The 19,922-nt window shown below is 34.9% G+C and carries 19 protein-coding genes, 2 pseudogenes and 1 CRISPR repeat array; all 21 genes and pseudogenes read left to right on the forward strand.

Annotated elements, in window-relative coordinates; all coding sequences use genetic code 11:
* The first annotated feature begins 1 nt into the window (after position 1).
* The gene (gene csm3 / locus J4O15_RS07200) at positions 2 to 676 is read left to right on the forward strand and encodes a type III-A CRISPR-associated RAMP protein Csm3 (protein ID WP_208100224.1); all 675 of its coding nucleotides are present in this window, start codon (positions 2 to 4) and stop codon (positions 674 to 676) included.
* A gap of 1 nt (position 677) precedes the next feature.
* Positions 678 to 1,619 (forward strand): type III-A CRISPR-associated RAMP protein Csm4, encoded by a 942-nt coding sequence (csm4, locus tag J4O15_RS07205; RefSeq protein ID WP_208100225.1) that lies wholly within the window; start codon positions 678 to 680, stop codon positions 1,617 to 1,619.
* Positions 1,619 to 2,764, forward strand: coding sequence for a type III-A CRISPR-associated RAMP protein Csm5 (gene csm5 / locus J4O15_RS07210; RefSeq protein WP_208100226.1), 1,146 nt, complete (start codon positions 1,619 to 1,621; stop codon positions 2,762 to 2,764). Before csm4 ends, csm5 begins: the two co-directional genes overlap by 1 nt.
* A 9-nt stretch (positions 2,765 to 2,773) precedes the next feature.
* Positions 2,774 to 3,778 (forward strand): CRISPR-associated endonuclease Cas1, encoded by a 1,005-nt coding sequence (cas1, locus tag J4O15_RS07215; protein WP_208100227.1) that lies wholly within the window; start codon positions 2,774 to 2,776, stop codon positions 3,776 to 3,778.
* A 7-nt stretch (positions 3,779 to 3,785) separates the two neighbouring features.
* Positions 3,786 to 4,097 carry a CRISPR-associated endonuclease Cas2 gene (gene cas2, locus J4O15_RS07220; RefSeq protein ID WP_208100228.1) on the forward strand — a complete coding sequence of 104 codons (312 nt, stop codon included), beginning with the start codon at positions 3,786 to 3,788 and terminating at the stop codon, positions 4,095 to 4,097.
* Between the two features lie 80 nt (positions 4,098 to 4,177).
* Entirely contained in the window at positions 4,178 to 6,334 is a 2,157-nt protein-coding gene (gene nrdD, locus J4O15_RS07225) for an anaerobic ribonucleoside-triphosphate reductase (RefSeq protein ID WP_208100229.1), read from the forward strand.
* Between the two features lie 299 nt (positions 6,335 to 6,633).
* Positions 6,634 to 8,288: direct repeats of the CRISPR family, unit length 36 nt; unit sequence GTTTACAGATGATAACCCCGATAAGGGGACGGAAAC.
* Positions 8,289 to 8,478: 190 nt separating this feature from the next.
* A pseudogene (locus J4O15_RS07230) lies at positions 8,479 to 8,772 on the forward strand (Rpn family recombination-promoting nuclease/putative transposase); the annotation flags it as partial.
* 359 nt (positions 8,773 to 9,131) lie between these two features.
* Positions 9,132 to 9,908 (forward strand): ParA family protein, encoded by a 777-nt coding sequence (locus J4O15_RS07235; protein WP_208100230.1) that lies wholly within the window; start codon positions 9,132 to 9,134, stop codon positions 9,906 to 9,908.
* Positions 9,901 to 10,875, forward strand: a complete 975-nt coding sequence (locus J4O15_RS07240) for a ParB N-terminal domain-containing protein (RefSeq protein WP_208100231.1) — start codon at positions 9,901 to 9,903, stop codon at positions 10,873 to 10,875. The genes J4O15_RS07235 and J4O15_RS07240 overlap by 8 nt, the downstream gene beginning before the upstream one ends.
* A 74-nt stretch (positions 10,876 to 10,949) precedes the next feature.
* On the forward strand, positions 10,950 to 11,825 hold the full coding sequence (locus tag J4O15_RS07245; protein ID WP_208100232.1) for a BRO family protein: 876 nt from the start codon (positions 10,950 to 10,952) through the stop codon (positions 11,823 to 11,825).
* A 135-nt stretch (positions 11,826 to 11,960) separates the two neighbouring features.
* A complete protein-coding gene (locus J4O15_RS07250; protein ID WP_208100233.1) occupies positions 11,961 to 12,995 on the forward strand; it encodes a replication initiator protein A in 1,035 nt (344 codons plus the stop codon).
* An 82-nt stretch (positions 12,996 to 13,077) separates the two neighbouring features.
* Positions 13,078 to 13,929, forward strand: a complete 852-nt coding sequence (locus J4O15_RS07255; RefSeq protein WP_208100234.1) for an ATP-binding protein — start codon at positions 13,078 to 13,080, stop codon at positions 13,927 to 13,929.
* A gap of 15 nt (positions 13,930 to 13,944) precedes the next feature.
* Positions 13,945 to 14,430 (forward strand): PcfB family protein, encoded by a 486-nt coding sequence (locus J4O15_RS07260; RefSeq protein WP_208100235.1) that lies wholly within the window; start codon positions 13,945 to 13,947, stop codon positions 14,428 to 14,430.
* Positions 14,431 to 14,589: 159 nt separating this feature from the next.
* Positions 14,590 to 14,817: a hypothetical protein gene (locus J4O15_RS07265; protein WP_009221204.1), complete on the forward strand. Its 228-nt coding sequence runs from the start codon at positions 14,590 to 14,592 to the stop codon at positions 14,815 to 14,817.
* 290 nt (positions 14,818 to 15,107) lie between these two features.
* A pseudogene (locus tag J4O15_RS07270) lies at positions 15,108 to 16,637 on the forward strand (VirD4-like conjugal transfer protein, CD1115 family); the annotation flags it as partial.
* A gap of 70 nt (positions 16,638 to 16,707) precedes the next feature.
* The gene (locus J4O15_RS07275) at positions 16,708 to 16,869 is read left to right on the forward strand and encodes a hypothetical protein (RefSeq protein WP_208100236.1); all 162 of its coding nucleotides are present in this window, start codon (positions 16,708 to 16,710) and stop codon (positions 16,867 to 16,869) included.
* 184 nt (positions 16,870 to 17,053) lie between these two features.
* On the forward strand, positions 17,054 to 18,121 hold the full coding sequence (locus tag J4O15_RS07280; RefSeq protein ID WP_208100237.1) for a DNA cytosine methyltransferase: 1,068 nt from the start codon (positions 17,054 to 17,056) through the stop codon (positions 18,119 to 18,121).
* Positions 18,122 to 18,223: 102 nt separating this feature from the next.
* On the forward strand, positions 18,224 to 18,547 hold the full coding sequence (locus J4O15_RS07285) for a single-stranded DNA-binding protein (protein WP_208100238.1): 324 nt from the start codon (positions 18,224 to 18,226) through the stop codon (positions 18,545 to 18,547).
* Positions 18,547 to 18,762, forward strand: a complete 216-nt coding sequence (locus J4O15_RS07290) for a Maff2 family mobile element protein (protein WP_208100239.1) — start codon at positions 18,547 to 18,549, stop codon at positions 18,760 to 18,762. Before J4O15_RS07285 ends, J4O15_RS07290 begins: the two co-directional genes overlap by 1 nt.
* Position 18,763: 1 nt before the next feature.
* Positions 18,764 to 19,627, forward strand: a complete 864-nt coding sequence (locus J4O15_RS07295) for a VirB6/TrbL-like conjugal transfer protein, CD1112 family (protein WP_208100283.1) — start codon at positions 18,764 to 18,766, stop codon at positions 19,625 to 19,627.
* A gap of 88 nt (positions 19,628 to 19,715) precedes the next feature.
* Positions 19,716 to 19,922: hypothetical protein (locus J4O15_RS07300; RefSeq protein ID WP_208100240.1), on the forward strand; the 207-nt coding region annotated here is incomplete at its 3' end.

Below are 19,922 nucleotides of genomic sequence, written 5' to 3' on the forward strand. Positions count from 1 at the left end.
TATGTTTGGAAAACTTGAAATTAGTGGAATTATTGAGTCATTAACAGGATTGCATATAGGCGGAGGATCACAGTTTGCAGCAATCGGTGCAGTGGATTCTGTTGTTGTAAAGGATATAGATGATGATTTACCCATGATACCCGGCAGCAGTTTAAAGGGGAAATTAAGGTCTCTTTTATCAAAGCAACTTAGTAATGGTGAATTGCCTAAGGAACATAATAGTGATCCTGAATTGGTGAGAAGACTTTTTGGACATGCAGACAAGAAAGATCCGAAGACAGGCAGAATTTATTTCTCTGATATCTTTATGAGTGAGGAAAGCAAGAAAAGGCTGGACTCTGAGGATATAGATGCAACAGAGGTAAAGTTTGAAAATACAATATCAAGACTTACCGGAGTGGCTAATCCAAGACAGATAGAAAGAGCTATTAAGGGCATAGAATATCGTATAAGCTTAATTTATAATATCGAGGATGAAAGTGAGATAGAAGAAGACTTCAAGACTTTGAAGACGGCATTTAAGCTTTTAAAATATGATTATCTTGGTGCAGCAGGCTCAAGAGGCTATGGTAGAGTTGATATAAAGGATCTCGATGTAAATGTACTTATAACAAATGATGATGAAAAAGTAGATGAGATCGTGGAAAGATGCAAAAGTATATTAAAGGAAGTGTAGTATGAACTATAAAATATTAAAGTTGGATTTTACTACAGCAGTGCATTTTGGCAGTGGCGGACTTGAAAAAGGTCAAAATGTACTAAATGCAGATACAATATTTTCAGCTTTATTTATAGAGGCATTAAAGTATGGTAAGTCGGACAGATTACTGGAACTTTGTCAAAATTGCAAGCTGAAAATATCAAATGCATTTCCATATATAGGATGTGATTATTATCTGCCAAAGCCTATAATTCGTTTAAACAATGATGCTGATGGTGATTCCATAATAAAAAAGGCTTTAAAGAAGCTAAGATACATACCGGTGTCAAGATTTGATGACTTTATAAATGGGAAGCTTGATATAAAAGCGGAAGCAGATTTATTCGGTGAAAACCTCGGAGAGTCTGCTTTGATGGAAAAAGTATCTATGGAAACGGCAAGTGAAGATGAAGTAAATAATTTATATGCTGTAGAGATTTTTAAATATAAAAAGGATAGTGGACTATATTTTTTTGTGGGATATGAAGCTGATGAAGACTTTGAAATGATAAGTAAGCTGATGCAGAGTATTTCCTATACAGGTATTGGAGGAAAAGTATCATCAGGATATGGGAAATTTAAGTTAAGTGTAGATATTCCGGTCAAAGAGATAGTAAAAAAATTTGAAAATGTAGACAACTATAAGGATATTATGTCTTTATCATTATGCCTGCCAAATGAGGATGAGTTGGAACAAAGCCTTGAAGGTGCATCATATACTGTTGTGAAAAGAAGCGGGTTTATAGCTTCATCAAAATATGCCGATACATTTAGAAAAAAGAAAGACCTGTATATGATTGAGGCGGGTTCGGTATATAAGAATGCCTTTGAAGGGGATATTTATGATGTGTCAGATAAAAATAACGGTACACATCCTGTATATAGATATGGAAAACCATTCTTTATGGGGGTAAGGTGATGGGAGATTTTCTTAAAAAATATAATATAGAGCTAAAAACTGTCGGACCGGTATTTATTGGCAGTGGTGAAACCATAAATAAAAAAGAAGCTTTATTTAAAAAAGATAAAGTGGTAATTATAGACACTAAGCTTATGTTTGAATATTTTCTAAAAAGAAATTTGCTAAAGCAATATCAAGAATATATGCTTGATACAAGCAAGGATTTGGCAGTGTTTTTTAAAGACAATAATATAGATGAAAAAATCTATAAGACTTGGAATATCAAAGAGCTTAGCCTTGGTGATACTAAGAGTACAGGTGATGGGGATGTAAAGGGTAGAGGTATAGTAAGATTTGTAAGAGATGGCAATGGAAGGGTATATGTACCCGGAAGCAGCCTAAAGGGAATGCTAAGAACCATACTGGCAGGTGCGTATATTATACAGAATTCAAATTGTGGGATAAAGGGAAAGCTTGACGAAACAGCCTGGGAGCTTGGGAAGAATCCAAGAAGAAAAGAATTTGAAAAAGCGTACAAAAACACTTTGACAGATATTGATGTAAAGATATTCCATAAAGATTTATTTCCGAATTCGGATGGAAAAAATAAATTGGATAATAAAATAAATGATACATTAAGGGGTTTTATGGTATCGGACAGTGAATATATCTCCGATGAAGATATATGTGTATGCCAAAAAGTCGATATAAGTACGGATGGAACAGAAATTGCGCTGCCTCTTTATAGGGAGTGTATAAAGCCTGATACAACCATAAGATTCAGCATTACTATTGACAGCAGTTTTTGTGATTATACAAAACCTGATATTATAGAGTCTATAGGAAGCTTCTATGAAAATTATTGGAATAAGGTTTCAAAACAATTTAAAAAGGCACCTATTAGTAAAGACAGATACACTTGTTTTTTAGGCGGTGGTGCAGGATTTGAAAGTAAAACTATAATATATTCAAGCTTTGAAAGGACCAAAGCAGTAGACTTTACATCAAATATCCTTAGTGTAATGTTTCCCAATGCTAAACATGATAAAGATATGGAAGTATCACCGAGAGTAATAAACTGTACGAAGTTTGAACATACAAAACATCTGTTTGGAGCTTGCAGTCTAAGAAAATTTGAAGAAGAACCGATAGATTTATCCTAGGAGGGAAGTATGGCATGCCTTTATATCACAGAACAAGGCTCAAAGATTACCACATCAGCCGGTAAAATAATTATAGAATGCAGAGATGGAACTAAGAAGAGTTTTCCTAAGGAGACACTTGAGTCTATTATGATTTTCGGTAATAGTTCCATGACAGTTCCTGTAAAGAAGTTTTGCCTTGAAAAGGGTATAAAGGTGACATTTCTCTCTACAAAGGGAAAGTATTTTGGAAGATTGGCAAGCACATCACATTTTTATGCCGAGAGGCTAAAAAAACAGGTGTATCTTAGTGATTCAAACAGTGATTGCCTGGAATTTGCAAAGAAAATACAGGCAGCTAAGATACATAATCAGCGTATTATCTTAAAAAGATATGAAAAGCATTCCGATAAGGATATTAAAGAAGAACTCTCCAAGATAAGTATATATGAGAATGAAATATCCCAATGTAAATCTGTGGATGAAGTACTGGGTTATGAGGGGATGGCTGCTAGAGAGTATTTTAAGGCATTATCTAAAATAATAAGAGAAGAGTTTGCCTTTGATGGTAGAAGCAGGCAGCCGCCTCTTGATGCTTTTAATTCCATGATAAGCTTCGGGTATACCATAGTATTTTATGAAATATTTGCAGAAGTTGAAAGCAGGGATTTAAGTCCATATATAGGATTTATACATAAGATAAAGAGAAACCATCCGGCACTTGTAAGTGATATGCTTGAGGAATGGAGAGCATTGCTGATAGATTCCACTATACTTAGTTTGATTCAGGGGAATGAAATAAGTATAGATGAGTTCAGCCGTGATGAAGAAACAGGAGCGGTATATTTGTCTGATAATGCTATAAAATTATGTGTAAGGAAAATAGAGGATAAAATGAGAAAAGAAATCAATTATCTTGAGTATTTGGATTCACCGGTTAGCTTCAGGCGTGCGATATGGTGGCAGATAAAATCTTTGGCAGGCTGTATTGATAATGGAAGCTTTGAAAAATATCAGCCTTTAAAAATAAAGTGATTAGCTTATGAGTATGGAAAAGAAAAGTGAAGAAATAAGCACACAAATGAAGTACAGAGTGCTTATAATATATGATATAACAGAGGATAGGCCGAGAGTTAAGCTGTCTAAGCTATTATCATCTTATGGTATAAGAGTACAAAAATCCGCTTTTGAGGCGTGCCTTAATAAAAAACAATATGATAAGCTTGTATCGGAGCTTGACAGATATGTAGGAAGGGAAGACAGTATAAGAGTATATAAACTATATGAAGATAGCGAAGTGATAACTTATGGTAAAGAGGATGAGACTTTATTTGATGAATTTATAATAATATAGTTTATTGTGGTATATATGTATATAAAACATATTTAGTAAGAATACAAGCTTATGTAAGGATGGTGGATAGAGAGCTAATTATGGAAGATAAATTTATATTGCTGAGGCGTGACGGAAAAGAACTTGAATATGACAGCTCATCTGTTTGGATAAAAGAATTGATAAAAATAGATGCGACGATGGCATTAGCACCTATTGATGAAGAGGCAGTAGAGAAAATAAATAATGATTTTTACAAAGAATTGCGTTTGTTAAGCAAGAAGCTTGGAAGACAGAGATTTGAAAGTAGGGAATGGCATAGTTGTATAAAGACTGCTTTGTCAGAATATCCGGAAATAGCAGATGTATTTCTTTTTGCTACCAAAGAGATAAATGCGAGTATATATGAACAGATTTGTACTCAGATGAGTAAAATAACATATGATGGTGACAGAAGTAATGGCAGTATGGATAGCAGTCTGGTATCAAGTAAGCGTGCACTTATAGTAGATGCGGTAGAAAAAATCACATATAGTAATTATCATCTTACTAAAGAGCAAAGAGATGCATTAAAAGACGGATATATCTATATTCATGATATGGGCTTTAGAAGAGATACCATCAATTGCTGTTTATTTGATATGGCAAAGGTACTGGATGGTGGCTTTGAGATGGGTGAAATGTGGTATGATGAGCCGGCAACTTTGCAAGAAGCATTTGATGTAATTGCAAGCGTATCAATGAATGCCGTTGCACAGATTTACGGTGGATTTACAGTTGCACAAATAGATGAAATACTGTCAAAATATGCAAAGAAAAGTTATGAGCATTATATTAAAGAGCTTATAGAATTGGGAATAGACAGCGAAAGAGCGGATAGTATTGCAAATAATAAGCTGGAAAAAGAATTTGAAAAGGGATTTTTCTTATTAGAGGCAAAGTTTAATTCATTGATTTCACCAAGGGGCGATTATCCGTTTATCACAATATCCTTTGGAATCAGCAGGGATAAGTATTCACAAATGGCAACAATGGCTGCGTTGAAGGTTAGAAAAGAAGGTCATGGAAAGGAAGGATTCAAAAAGCCTGTATTATTTCCTAAATTAGTTTTTTTGTATGACAAAAATCTTCATGGAAGAGGGAAGGAATTATACCATCTGTATCAAGCTGCAATAGAATGTTCAAGTAAAGTGATGTACCCTGAGTACCTTAGTTTAACCGGAGAGAAAGGAATTGTTTCTGAAGTATATAAAAAATATAAAAAAGTGATAAGTCCTATGTGTTGTAGAGCCTTTTTAACTAAGTGGTTTGAAAGGGGAGGTGAAAGTCCTGCAGATGATTACGATACACCGGTATTTATAGGTAGATTTAACATAGGTGTTGTATCACTGAATCTTCCGATGATTTTATCAAAAAGCAGAGAAGATAATGATGACTTTTATAAAGTACTTGATTACTATCTGGAGCAGATAAGAGAGATTCACAAGAGTACATATAAATTTTTGGCAGAAAAGAAAGCCTATACAAATCCACTGGCATTTATGCAAGGAGGATTATATGGCGGATATCTGAATAGAGATGATAAAATAGAGCCTTTATTAAAGAGTGCCACAGCTTCTTACGGCATTACAGCACTGAACGAATTACAGTATTTGTACAATGGAAAGTCAATTATAGAAGATGGTAAATTTGCTTTGGAGGTTGCAAGGTATATCAATAATAAGGTTGCAGAGTATCAATCAGAAGACCATATTCAATATTCCGTCTATGGCACACCTGCAGAGAGCCTATGTGGTAAACAGGTAAAGTCATTTAGAGATAAATTTGGAGTGCTGGAAAATGTCAGCGATAGAGATTATTTTTCAAATTCATTTCATTGCCATGTGTCGGAAGATATAACTCAGATAGAGAAACAAAACTATGAAGCAAGATTTTGGGATTTGTTCAATGGAGGTAAAATTCAATATGTGCGTGTTGATGTACCATATAATATAGAGGCATTGGAGGCTTATGTTACTAATGCAATGGAACTTGGATTATATGAGGGCATCAATATTGCACTGGCTTATTGCGATAATTGTGGCTTTCAATGGAATAATACAGGGACGAAAAGACCTGAGATCTGTCCAAGATGTGGCAAAGAAGAAATGACCATGATAGACAGAATGTGCGGCTATATTGCCTTTACCAAAATACATGGCAAATCAAGACTTAATGATGCAAAGATGGCAGAGATTCGAGATCGTATATCCATGTAGAAACAAAATATATCAGCATACAGGTTTTGTATGTACTTGGATAAATTATAATTATATGATAGAATAAAAAGGTCTTGAAAATGATTGCGATTTTAGAGTTATATTACTTATTATATTTATAAATTTGTATGTATTTATATTCTAAAATCTATCATTTTGAGACGGCCCTTGTAAATAAAGGGTTTAGAGCACCTCGAGTAACAAATATTACGAAAATTTAGCCAAAAAACGATTGTTAAATTTTAGGCACGCTAAAGCACCTTGAAAGCCTTGTATTATAAGGGCTAAGAGGGGGTAGGGTTTACAGATGATAACCCCGATAAGGGGACGGAAACTAAGTCCCTCAACATCCTTATCACTTAATTGATACATGGTTTACAGATGATAACCCCGATAAGGGGACGGAAACATATGTCAGTTGATATAGATAAAATCATTAATGGTACGTTTACAGATGATAACCCCGATAAGGGGACGGAAACTATATCAACTGACATATTTCATACCCTTTCGTTTAATATATTGTTTACAGATGATAACCCCGATAAGGGGACGGAAACTGGAAAGATTGGGATGATGAAGAGTAATCGTCATCCGTTTACAGATGATAACCCCGATAAGGGGACGGAAACTTATCAGCACTGGGTATTAACGATATCAATTTGAAAGTTTACAGATGATAACCCCGATAAGGGGACGGAAACCATTATTCTTGGAGTTAAAAGAGAATACCGATGAAGAGTTTACAGATGATAACCCCGATAAGGGGACGGAAACTTGGTATATAGAAATATTCTAAGAAATTCTTTCTTTCGTTTACAGATGATAACCCCGATAAGGGGACGGAAACCATATACTCATACCACTCTGTTCATGCTGATAAAATACGTTTACAGATGATAACCCCGATAAGGGGACGGAAACTGATACATATAATAATATGCGACAATGTATCTTAAATTGTTTACAGATGATAACCCCGATAAGGGGACGGAAACTTTCTCCTTCCATGGAATTAAATTTGTTATTACCGTTTACAGATGATAACCCCGATAAGGGGACGGAAACCTAAGTCTTCGTTTACTTCCAGTTGATTTAAGTAAGGTTTACAGATGATAACCCCGATAAGGGGACGGAAACGTTATTTCTGAACTTTTAAAGCTTGGAGCAGGAAGAGTGTTTACAGATGATAACCCCGATAAGGGGACGGAAACATATATGGGGCTAAAATACGATTTCGTATACATCTATTTTGTTTACAGATGATAACCCCGATAAGGGGACGGAAACCTGACAAATACGCCGATAGTCGACCAAGCGACTGTAGTTTACAGATGATAACCCCGATAAGGGGACGGAAACCTTAGATGTACCATACTGATGGAACACTACAATAGGGTTTACAGATGATAACCCCGATAAGGGGACGGAAACTGTACCTAAGAGTGCTTAGGAGCAGTGTGGCAGTGTGTGTTTACAGATGATAACCCCGATAAGGGGACGGAAACAACATAACAGAACGCTCTGCTATATTTATCATTATATTTGGTTTACAGATGATAACCCCGATAAGGGGACGGAAACATAAACGCTGTGGTCTCTGTTGTGTAATCCTCTTTTGTTTACAGATGATAACCCCGATAAGGGGACGGAAACTGGAAGCGCATGCGATAAAATACTCTGCCGGGTATGCAGTTTACAGATGATAACCCCGATAAGGGGACGGAAACTATGGTCACGAATTAGAAGTTCAAGAGAAAGATAAAGAACCTGTTTACAGATGATAACCCCGATAAGGGGACGGAAACTTAAAAGCAGCAACTATAGAGTTTTGAATATCCTCTGTTTACAGATGATAACCCCGATAAGGGGACGGAAACTCTGAAAAGCTGTCAACTAAACTAAAGATATAGATTATGTTTATAGATGATACCCCCGATAAGGGGACGATTTAAGAATATGTTTATTTTCAAATTTTATATCTTATTAAAGTAAATTCTACTAAATCATATAAGTTATATTAAATGGAGGTCGTATCAAGGGCAACAAAGAAAAGGATATCACACAAAAGATACTTGAAAGGTATAATGATGTATTTGCAGATATTATAAATGTATTATTGTTTGATGGGAGGCGTGTAGTAACTGTTATTGCTGATGACGGCAATGACAAGGGACTATAGATTTGAAGAGACAATAAACGAGTTAAAGGGAAAGGAGCAAGTGACTATGTGTGAAGTACTGGATAGAGTAGAGGCAAGAGGGATAGAAAAAGGGATAGAAAAAGGTAGACAAGAGGGGATTAAAGAAGGGACTATAAATGTTCTTATTTCTTTGGTAAATGATGGAATTCTAAGTGTTTCAGATGCGGCAAAAAGAGCGAATATGAGCGAAGAAAGCTTTAGAGACATTTGCAAACATAAACAAATAAATCCATAGAAAAACCAATAATATTATGTTACACTCCATATGAAACAGTTTTCATATGGAGTGCTTGTTTGTTAGGGCAAGGCCCTGTTCTCGCAAGATAACAAATAAACCACCTGCTATGCGGGTGGTTGAAATAGCTTTAGCGTTATGTGAAAAACCCCCAAATTTGATATAATATAAAAGGTTCGCCAACCAATAAATATATCAAAGGGGGTATCCAAATGGATAGTAGTAGTTTATCACATACATCATGGGCTTGAGATATAATAGGGATACAGAGAAAAAAGCTTGATAAATAGGAGCTTTCAACACTGTATCTCTATTTTTATTCCATAAAAGTTAAATACGATTAATTGAAGGAGGTACTTATGGCAGAAATTATCACCGTTGCCAATCGGAAAGGTGGAGTCGGCAAGACAACTACAACATTAAATCTTGCTTACTCTCTAAAAGAACTCGGCAAAAAAGTATTAGTCATAGACCTTGATCCTCAAGCCAATCTTACAAGGTGCTTTGAGGCAGAAAATCCGGAAAATATAAAAACCATAGGGCATTTACTAATGGCTGAACTGGAGGAAGAAGAAAGCTATTTAGTAAAGGACTATGTCATATCTTATGATGAAATAGACCTTATACCCTCAAGCGTTTACCTGTCAGCCACAGAAACACAAATGAGGTCGGAAACAGGTAGTGAAAGGATTTTACCGGAAATCATTGAACCGGTTAGAGAGCATTATGACTATATCCTTATAGACACTTCACCTGCACTTGGCATTTTAACCATAAATGCTCTTTGTGCGGCAGACAGTGTCCTCATAACAGCAGATACTCAAATGTTTGCAGTTGTCGGAATTAATGAACTTTTAAAAACAGTTCAAAAAATAAAAAAGAGAGTTAATTCTAAACTTAAAGTGCGGGGAATTCTGTTAACCATGTGTGATAACAGAACAAATCTGTATAAAACACTTACAGAGCAGGTAGAAGAAATGTTTCAAGGAAGAATAAGGGTATTTCAAACTAAAATTCCCAAAACAGTAAAAGTGGGAGAAGCTATATACAGCGGTCAAAGTATAAAAAAGTATGCAAAAGGCAGCAGTGTAGATGTGGCGTATGACAACCTTGCGAAGGAGATTTGCCATGAGTAAGAAATTTATAAAAAGGGAAATAGCAGATGCCGTAGACTTTTTACTGGATGATATAGGCACTTCGGATCAGAAAGATATACAGAATATAGAAATAAACCTGCTTGAAAATTATCATGACCATCCATTTAGCCTTTATACAGGAAAAAGGTTGGAGGATATGGTTGAAAGTATCAAAGAAAATGGGATATTAAATCCGGTTATTGTTATAAAAAAAGAAATAGGAGGATATGAAATACTTTCAGGACATAACAGGGTAAATGCAGCAAAACTTGCCAATCTGAAAACAGTTCCTTGTATCATAAAAGAAAATTTGACTCAGGAGCAAGCTTATACCTATGTAATCGAAACTAATTTAATGCAGCGTTCCTTTTCAGACCTGTTGCCGACAGAAAAAGCTGTTGTGTTGAAACTTAGATATGAAAAAATAACAAGTCAAGGAAAGAGAAATGACTTGCAAAAAGAACTGAACAGGCTTAATGACGGTATTGTCATAAAAAAGAATAAAAGAGCTGAAGATAAGGTGGACAGCAGAAAAAACATAGGTAAGGAATACAATTTATCCGGGGCATCTATTGCAAGATATTTAAGATTAAATTATTTAACGGATAATTGGAAACAAGCCGTAGATAATGATGAAATCGGACTTATGATGGCAGTTGACATATCCTATCTTATTACAGAGCTGCAAGATTATTTATATAAGGAATGTAAAGAATGGGGGTTGTGTTTAAAGCCAAGTGATGCTAAAGCACTTCATCTGATGGATAGGAAGGAAGCTCTTAATAAGGAGATGGTCAATACATATTTACTGAACCTGGAAAACTCAAAGCCTAAGGAATATCAGAATATCAAGTTATCTCAAAGTGCTTATAAAAAGTTCTTTAGGGATGAAAGTAAGGAAGAGGTGGAGAAAATTGTAGAAAGGGCTTTAGCAATGTATTTTAGAGAAAATAAACAGGTTTTATAAAATCATACATAGGAGTATAATAAGGACATAAGATATTGACAGGAAATAAATTATAAATATAAAGGGTTAAGTCAATGGATGAAATAAAGCTATATGAAAATAAACAAATACGCTCCGTTTGGGATGAGGAAAAAGAAGAATGGTATTTTAGTGTTGTGGATATCGTAGGAGTGCTTACAGAGCAAGAAAGTGCAAGAGGCTCAAGCACTTATTGGGCGGTGTTAAAAAAGAGACTGAAAGAAGAGGGAAACGAACTGCTTACAATTTGTAAGCAGTTGAAAATGAAAGCGGCAGACGGCAAGATGCGTTTAACGGATGTAGCGGATATGCAAGGTATTTTCCGTATTATCCAGTCAATTCCATCACCTAAAGCAGAACCGTTCAAGTTATGGCTTGCAGAAGTTGGAAAAGAGCGAATTGATGAAATCATTGATCCGGAACTTACAATAGACAGAGCCTTGGAGACCTACTTAAAGAAAGGGTATAAAAGGGAATGGATAAATCAAAGACTGCAAGCTATTCAAGTCAGAAAAGAACTTACAGATGCATGGGATGATGCAGGAATTCAAAAGGGAATAGAGTATGCAATCCTTACAGATGAGATTACTAAGGCTTGGTCGGGGATGACAACAAGAAGATATAAAAATCTTAAAGGACTTAAAAAAGAAAACTTAAGAGACAATATGACAACTCTTGAAATCGTTTTAAATATGCTTGCAGAAGCGACAACAACAGAGCTTACGAAAGCGACTAATCCCAAAGGCTTGGAAGAAAATAAGAAGGTGGCAAAAAAAGGTGGTAGTGTAGCAGGAAATGCAAGAAAGGAAATTGAGAAAGAAACGGGAAAACCTGTTATTACATCGAAAAATGCTATGGATTTATCAAGACTTATTGAAGATGTGGTGAAAGAACCTATAAACAAGACAGAGGCTAACAAAGAAAAAAAATAAATAAAAACATTCATTTGGAGATAGCAAAAAGTGGCTATCTCTTTTTAACATCATAAAAGTGTAGTTGCCGGGGAACAACCAGCTTAAATAGCTACACTTATTTTAATGCTTAAAACATATAAGGAGGTAGAGAGCATGGGGGTAAAATTTAACTACTATTACGGAAAAGAAGCTGAAGCTTTCTCATTTTTTCGTATTCCGAAATTGTTATTTACTGATGAAGCATTTAGGGTTCTGAGCAGTGATGCTAAAGTGCTGTATGGAATTTTACTTGATCGAATGAGTTTATCCATGAAAAATGGCTGGATTGATGAAGAAAATAAAGTATATATTATATTCACTATTGAGGAGATTGCAGAAACCATGTGTTGTGCCACCCAAAAGGCAACTAAAATACTACAGGAATTGGATGATAAAAAGGGCATAGGACTTATTGAAAAGAAAAGACTGGGACTTGGCAGACCCAATATACTCTATGTGAAGAACTTTATTATTCAATTATCTGATGAAGAAGGTATTGAAAAAGATGAAGATTTTACAGGTGAAGAAGAAATCATAAATCAGGAATTATTAAATTCACAACTCAAGAATTATGAAAATCACAATTCAGGAAATGTGAAAATCACAAAACAAGAATTGTTAAAATCACAATGTAATAAGACTAATATTAATAATACTGAATATAATGATACTGATTATAATAATACCTCCCCCATATCCCCCTCAAAAGAAAACTTGGTAAGAGGAAGTCTTTGTAATCAGGATAAAGATATGGAGGCGGAGTTGATAAGGAAAGTAATTAAACAAAAAATAGAATATCCGGTCTTGATAGAGGAGGAAGAAAAAGAAAGGATTGACCTTATCCTAAATCTGATTACAGAGGCAATTCAAAATAAGAAGGATATAAAAGTAAATCAAGGCAGTGTGAACTATAAAACAGTAAGGGAACGGCTTTTATCGCTAAAAAAAGAGCATATAAAGTATGTTTTATCAGTTTTATGGAAAAACAGACAAAATATAAAAAACTTAAGAGCCTATCTTATTTCACTGCTTTACAATGCACCCGTTAATATTTTAGGAATGACAATATCGGAAACAGCTATAGAATCATGTACAACGGATTACAGTAAAGACCGGCAAATATGGCAGGAGTTTTTAAATACAACTTAAAAGTATAAAGACAGTAGAGATAATAAACAGTAAAAAAATCAAATTATTGAAGATGAAAATATTTTAAGAAACGGAGAAAGTCATGGAAAAAGCAGAAAATGCTTTTATCGGAGTATCCGAGAGAATTAAGCAAGATCTCTTAAACGAAGAAATCGGAGATTATATAGGTGATAAAGACGAACTCATTTATTGTGGTTTATATAATACACCGAAACAGCAGATAAGTATTGTACCGGAAGTTTCAAGAAAAATGGTTAAAAACCATACCTGTAGGGAGGAGAAATTGAATAAGGGAAGTGATAGGTGGAAAGATTTTGAAAGGATGAGCAGAATTGCTGAGCTAAGAGAAGAAGCCTTTGATGACAGGCTTTTATCAGAGCAGACATTTAGAAAGGATGACGGCAGTTTGGAGCATAAAAGAACAGGGCAAAATTATGTAGAAAAATTTGAAGAAATGGAAAAAGAAAATATCGGACTAATGTTTACAGGACCGGTAGGAACCGGGAAAACCTTTTTGGCATCAGCAATAGCCAATGCTCTCATTGAAAGGGAAATTTCAGTGAAGATGACCAACTTTGCCGTTATCTTGAATGATATGATGAACCTTGAAATTAATAAAAATAAGTACATTGCAAACTTAAATGAATATAGACTGCTGATAATTGATGATTTTGGAATGGAAAGAGATACACCATTTGCTACAGAGCATATATTTAATGTTATTGACAGCAGATATAGGGCAAATAAACCAATCATTTTAACAACCAATCTTAGTGCGACTAAACTTACAGCTCCAAGTAATCTGAAAGAACAAAGGGTTTATTCAAGGATACTTGAGATGGCAGTACCGATTGTTTTTTCAGGAGAGAATAAAAGAATTGTAAAGATGAAGGAGAAAGTAAGAAAAGCAAATACACTTTTAATAAACGGATAGAAAGGAGGTAAACTATTGATCAATGAAGAAGTAAGCAGACAGGTTATTGCCATGGTAGAAAGAGGAAACATAAGGACAGCTAAAATGGTAATAGACCTTATGAAGAAAATGTTAAATATGGCAGCCAAGAAAGGTAAAAGTCTAAAGGAATTTATAGAAGAAAAGAAACCGACAACAGTAAAAGATTTGGTGAAGAAAGGGAAGGTTGAAACCTTAGAACTAAATGACCTTGATTTTAAAGGCTTAAAAAGAGAGCTAAATAAAAACGGAGTAAAATTCAGTATAAAAAAAGATCTTACCACAGGAAATAATATCATCTTCTTTCAGGCAAAGGATGAAAAGGTCATGGAGCAGGCGTTTAAAGAAGCAGTAGAAAAATTTGCCGGAAAGAATAAGAAAAGAGAATCGGTAATGGGTAAACTAAATCAATTTAAAGAAAAGGTGAAAAACGCACCAAAGAAAGATAAAATCAAGGAGAAACTTAATGAGCAAAGTTTATAGAAATATGTCTTTTAGCCAAAAGAGGAATATATAAAAGAAAGTACAACAAAGTTTTTCAGTTTATCTTCTCCCATGAAAAGTAGGATCATTTGCAATAATGAAAACAAAAGGGTGGAAGATTCGGTGGAATTAATAAAAAAGTGATATAATATTGAAATAATGATAAAGAAAGGAAAGTTGCCTACAGTGAAGAAAAATTTATGTCCAAGATGTAATCGTAAGATGAAACAACAGTTTATAGGACTGTTACATTGTAAATGCGGTATGAGCTATCATAAAGATATGGGATATTTTGAAAGAACAGGGAATATGATTTTTTCATTAGAAAAGAAAAAGATAGGTGAAAAAACAAAGCAAGTTCCTGTAATTAGGTATAAAGATGAGTAAGTCAGGAAGGAGGAATCAATACGAAGATTGTAAAAGAGATACTAAAAGATATAAAAAATATATTTCATATAAGAGATAAGAAAAAGTTTGTAATTCAAAACTTACCTTATCTCTTTTTATTTTATCCGGGAAACATCCTATCAGCACATGTTAGAAGTTATATAGGTGGAGATATTTTGGATAAGATTTTTAAGGCGATTTTAGAAATTGGCAAAATAAGTTTTATTCCAAGTATTCATTTAATAGATATAATGGTGGGAATAATAGTAGCAGCCCTAATCAAAGTAATTGTCTACACCAAAGGGAAAAATGCCAAGAAGTTTAGGCAAGGCAAAGAATATGGTTCAGCCCGATGGGGGAACTCAAAAGATATAGAGCCGTATGTAGATGAAAAGTTTGAAAATAACATACTTTTAACTGATACGGAAAGACTTACCATGAATGGTAGACCTAAAAACCCTAAATATGCAAGGAACAAAAATATACTGGTGGTGGGAGGCTCAGGAAGCGGAAAGACCAGATTTTTTCTAAAACCCAATCTTATGCAAATGCACTCATCCTATGTTGTAACAGATCCTAAGGGTACCGTTCTCATAGAGTGTGGAAATATGCTTGAGAAAAACGGATATGATATTAAAGTGCTAAATACTATAAATTTCAAAAAATCCATGCACTACAATCCATTTGCATACCTAAGAAGTGAGAAAGATATTCTAAAGCTTGTACAAACCATTATAGCTAATACGAAAGGCGAAGGAGAAAAATCCAGTGAGGATTTTTGGGTGAAAGCAGAACGCCTTTATTACACCGCACTGATTGGATATCTTTATTATGAAGCACCGGAGGAAGAGCAAAACTTTGAAACACTGCTTGCTTTTATTGATGCCAGTGAGGTAAGAGAAGAAGATGAAAACTTTAAAAATGCAGTTGACTATATCTTTGATGCACTGGAAAAAGAAAAGCCGAATCACTTTGCGGTAAAGCAATACCGTAAATACAAGCTTGCAGCCGGAAAAACTGCCAAATCGATTCTTATAAGCTGTGGTGCAAGGCTTGCTCCATTTGATATTGAGGAGCTTAAAAACCTTATGGAGTATGATGAGATGGGGCTTGATACCATTGGAGATAAAAAAACAGCCTTATTTATTATCATATCCGATACCGATGACACATTTAACTTTGTAGTGGCAATGATGTATACTCAGCTATTTAATCTACTTTGTGATAAGGCAGATGATGTCTATGGCGGCAGACTTCCCGTTCATGTAAGGTGTTTATTGGATGAGTTCAGTAACATCGGTCAGATTCCAAAGTTTGAAAAGTTAATTGCAACCATTCGTTCAAGAGAAATATCCGCAAGTATTATACTCCAGGCAAAATCACAACTTAAAGCTATATATAAAGATAATGCCGATACGATTTCAGGTAATTGTGATAGCGAGTTATTTTTAGGCGGAAAAGAAGGAACGACGATAAAGGAGTTATCCGAGAACTTAGGAAAAGAAACCATAGACCTGTATAACACATCGGAAACAAGGTCAAATCAAAAATCTTTCGGACTGAACTATCAAAAACTTGGAAAGGAACTGATGAGCAGGGATGAACTTAAAGTGATGGACGGTGGGAAGTGCATACTGGAGATAAGGGGAGCAAGACCTTTTTATTCAGATAAATTCGATATTACAAAGCATAAAAATTATAAGCTGCTTTCAGACTACAACAAGAAAAATGTCTTTGATATAGAAAAATATTTAAGAAGAAGAGATAAGGTCAACTTAAAAGAAGAAATGAGGGTAAAAGTAGTGGAGGTTGATAGGTAAACTCGGAATAACTTTAGTTCAAAATGAGCAAAAGTTATTAACGGATAGATTTTGGAAGGAATATTAAGAAATGGATGAATGGGAAAAGATAGAAATGAGAATTAAAAAAGCAGGGAAGAGGTTAGGGCAGATAAAAATAAGAATAAGCATATTAAATCAAAAGCTTAAATATATAAAAACGAAGAATGAATTTCATAAAGCATATAGCAGCCAAAGTAAAGGATTAAGATAAATCAAATCTTAGTCTTTTTTTGTTGAAGAAAAGGAGAAATGGTTAAGTGAAAGCAAAGGTAAGAAGCCCTCCGACTTCAGTTCAAAATGAGCAGAAGTGAAAGGCATAAAAATATGGAGTTTATAAAAGACTTTGTGAGAATAGAAAAGAGGTGGTGTAAGTAGTAGAAATAACACTTGGAAGTTTGTTTGATGGAATAGGGGTATTTCCCTTAGCGGCAAGAAATGTGGGAATAAAGACGATATGGTCAAGTGAAATTGATAAAAACGCCATATCCATATCAAAAAGACATTTTCCTAAGGTTGAACAACTGGGGGATATAACAAAATTAAAGGCAAGGGATATAAAACCGGTGGATATAATAACCTTCGGTTCTCCTTGTCAGAATTTTTCAACAGCCGGAGATCTGACAGGACTTACCGGAGAAAAATCTTCTCTTTTTCATCATGCAATAAGATTTATAAAGGAAATGAGGTATGTAACAAATGGTAAGTATCCAACTTTCGTTATTTGGGAAAATGTCTGCGGAGCTTTTGTATCAGGAGATAGGATGGATTTTAGAGCCATCCTCGAATCTTTCAGTAGCACCCAAGTTCCAATGCCTAAACTTAAATGGGCAAATGCGGGAATGGTGCGAGGGAGAGAATTTGAGCTTTGTTGGAGAGTATTGGACGCCCAATATTTCGGAGAGCCTAAGCTCCTTCAAAGAAGAAAGAGAATATTTATTGTATTCGATTTTGGAGGATTTCGTTCCCACAAAATATTATATAAGCCCAAAGACTTGCTCAAATATTCTGAAACGATCGGAAATGTCAAAGATAAGGATACCAAGTCCAATCGAAGAAATCTTGATAAGGCAGGGAGGCAGATACCAAACATCAGACCCTTTCAAGACAGACAAATGCGGGAAGGAGCAAAAAGAAAAAATGAAACCGCCTTTAGGAGCAGTTTCGGAAAATCAAATGAACCTTTTCCAACTTTATTAGCATCAAACCCTATAATGTTTGCTTGTTGGGTAGAGGGAAAAGAAGAAGAAGGCTGTATCAGATATTTGACACCGGTGGAATGTGAAAGATTGATGGGGTTACCTGACAATTATACAAAGTATGGGGCGGATGGGAAGGTTATAATTGACAGTGCAAGATATAAGGCACTTGGAAATGCGATTGCCCTACCTTGTGTGGAGTATATTATGTCGGGAATAAAAGAAGAGATGCTGACTTTAGATAAAAATGAGCAGGAGTCGGAATGAAAGCAATAAAATTAAATATAAAAAATATAGACAAAACTATAACAAATTAAAAAGAAGTTGTGGTCTTTTTTGATTAAATCAAATAGGAAACGGAGAAATTATATGCAAAAAGAAATGCTTAACATCAACGGAAATCTGATTAATGAAGTGGAGATAAAAGTTATTAAGGGTAAGGACGGCGAAGTTAAAGCTGCTAATTTTACCCTCTTTAGAAAGATGGGAAAGGTAGGAGAGAAAAAGAAAGAATACATAAATTGTAATGTTTACGGTGAAAAAGCCGAGCTTACGAAGGACTTTGAAAAAGGCGATTTTATCCATGTTTTCGGATATTTTAAAGAGGTTAAAAAGGAAGATAAAAGTTATAGAAACTTTATTGTAAAACATCTTAACAAGGCAGATAAGACAGTAAATGAGGAGGAAGAATAATGGCATTTTTTACACAAGCGGTAGATGTATTAAAGATTTTGGTAACAGCAATAGGGGCAGGACTTGGAGCATGGGGAGTCATAAACCTGCTTGAAGGTTATGGAAATGACAACCCCGGAGCGAAATCACAGGGAATAAAGCAGCTTATGGCAGGGGGAGGAATAGTTTTAATAGGGCTAAAACTGATTCCGCTACTTGCCAATGTACTTAATTAAGATGTTGGATTTATTTGGAAAAATAGATGAGTTTTTCAAGAATATCATGATTGATGTAATTAAGGATAATCTATCGGCAATGCTTTTAGATATTAATGAGAAAGTGGGAACAGTTGCCGGGGAGGTTGGCAAAACTCCGAGTTCATGGAACTCGGAGGTATTTGCCTTCATAAAATCGATCAATGAGAATGTCGTTTTACCCATAGCAGTAATAATCCTTACAGCAATCTGTTGTATTGAATTAATTCAAGTGGTAATGCAAAAAAACTCCATGCATGATACGGATACATTTGAGTTTTTCAAATACATCATAAAGATGTGGGTAGCTGTATGGCTTGTATCTCATGCTTTTGAGTTTTCCATGGCGGTCTTTGATGTTGCACAGGAAATGGTAGGAAAGGCAGCCGGAGTTGTGGGAAGCAGTGCGAATATTGCACCGGGAGATTTTGATGCTATGGTTGATGCCCTAAAGGAAAAAAGTGTTGGAACACTCATCGGAATTTCACTTGAGACAGGACTTGTTAAAATCTCTTTAACAATACTTTCTGTTTTAATTACAGTAATCTTATACGGAAGAATGATTGAAATTTATATTTACTGTTCCGTAGCCGCTATCCCTTTTGCCACAATGGGAAATAAGGAATGGAGCAGTATAGGAACAAACTATATAAAAAGCTTGTTTGCACTTGGACTTCAAGGACTGTTTATTTTAATCTTTTTCGGGATCTATGCGGTACTTGTAAAATCCGTAAACTTTACGGATATTCATGTAAGTATTTTAAAGGTGCTGGCATACGGAATGATACTTGGGGTAATGATGATGAAGTCGGGAAGTATCGCAAAGGCTATTCTTAACAGTCATTAGATGACTTTTGTTCAAAATGAGCAAAAGTAAAAGACAAAAAGATCAAAACAGTGGGTTTAAGTAAAAATATAAGTGCCGGGAGGTAGCAATGAAAATATTAAATAAAAAAATGAGAATAGTATCAGGAGCAGGAGTAATGCTTTTTATAGGGGTGTTGCTTGGAAAGACCATAAGCAGGAAAAAGCAGGATATATCAGTACCTTTAGATAAAGATTTTGACTTTGTAAAAATAAAGGATGATGAAAATATCTTATGCAAACCTGATTTTGAACTTGCAGAAGAATTAGAGAAGGTA

The sequence above is a fragment of the Lachnoanaerobaculum sp. Marseille-Q4761 genome (assembly GCF_017565785.1).
Taxonomy (GTDB): domain Bacteria; phylum Bacillota; class Clostridia; order Lachnospirales; family Lachnospiraceae; genus Lachnoanaerobaculum.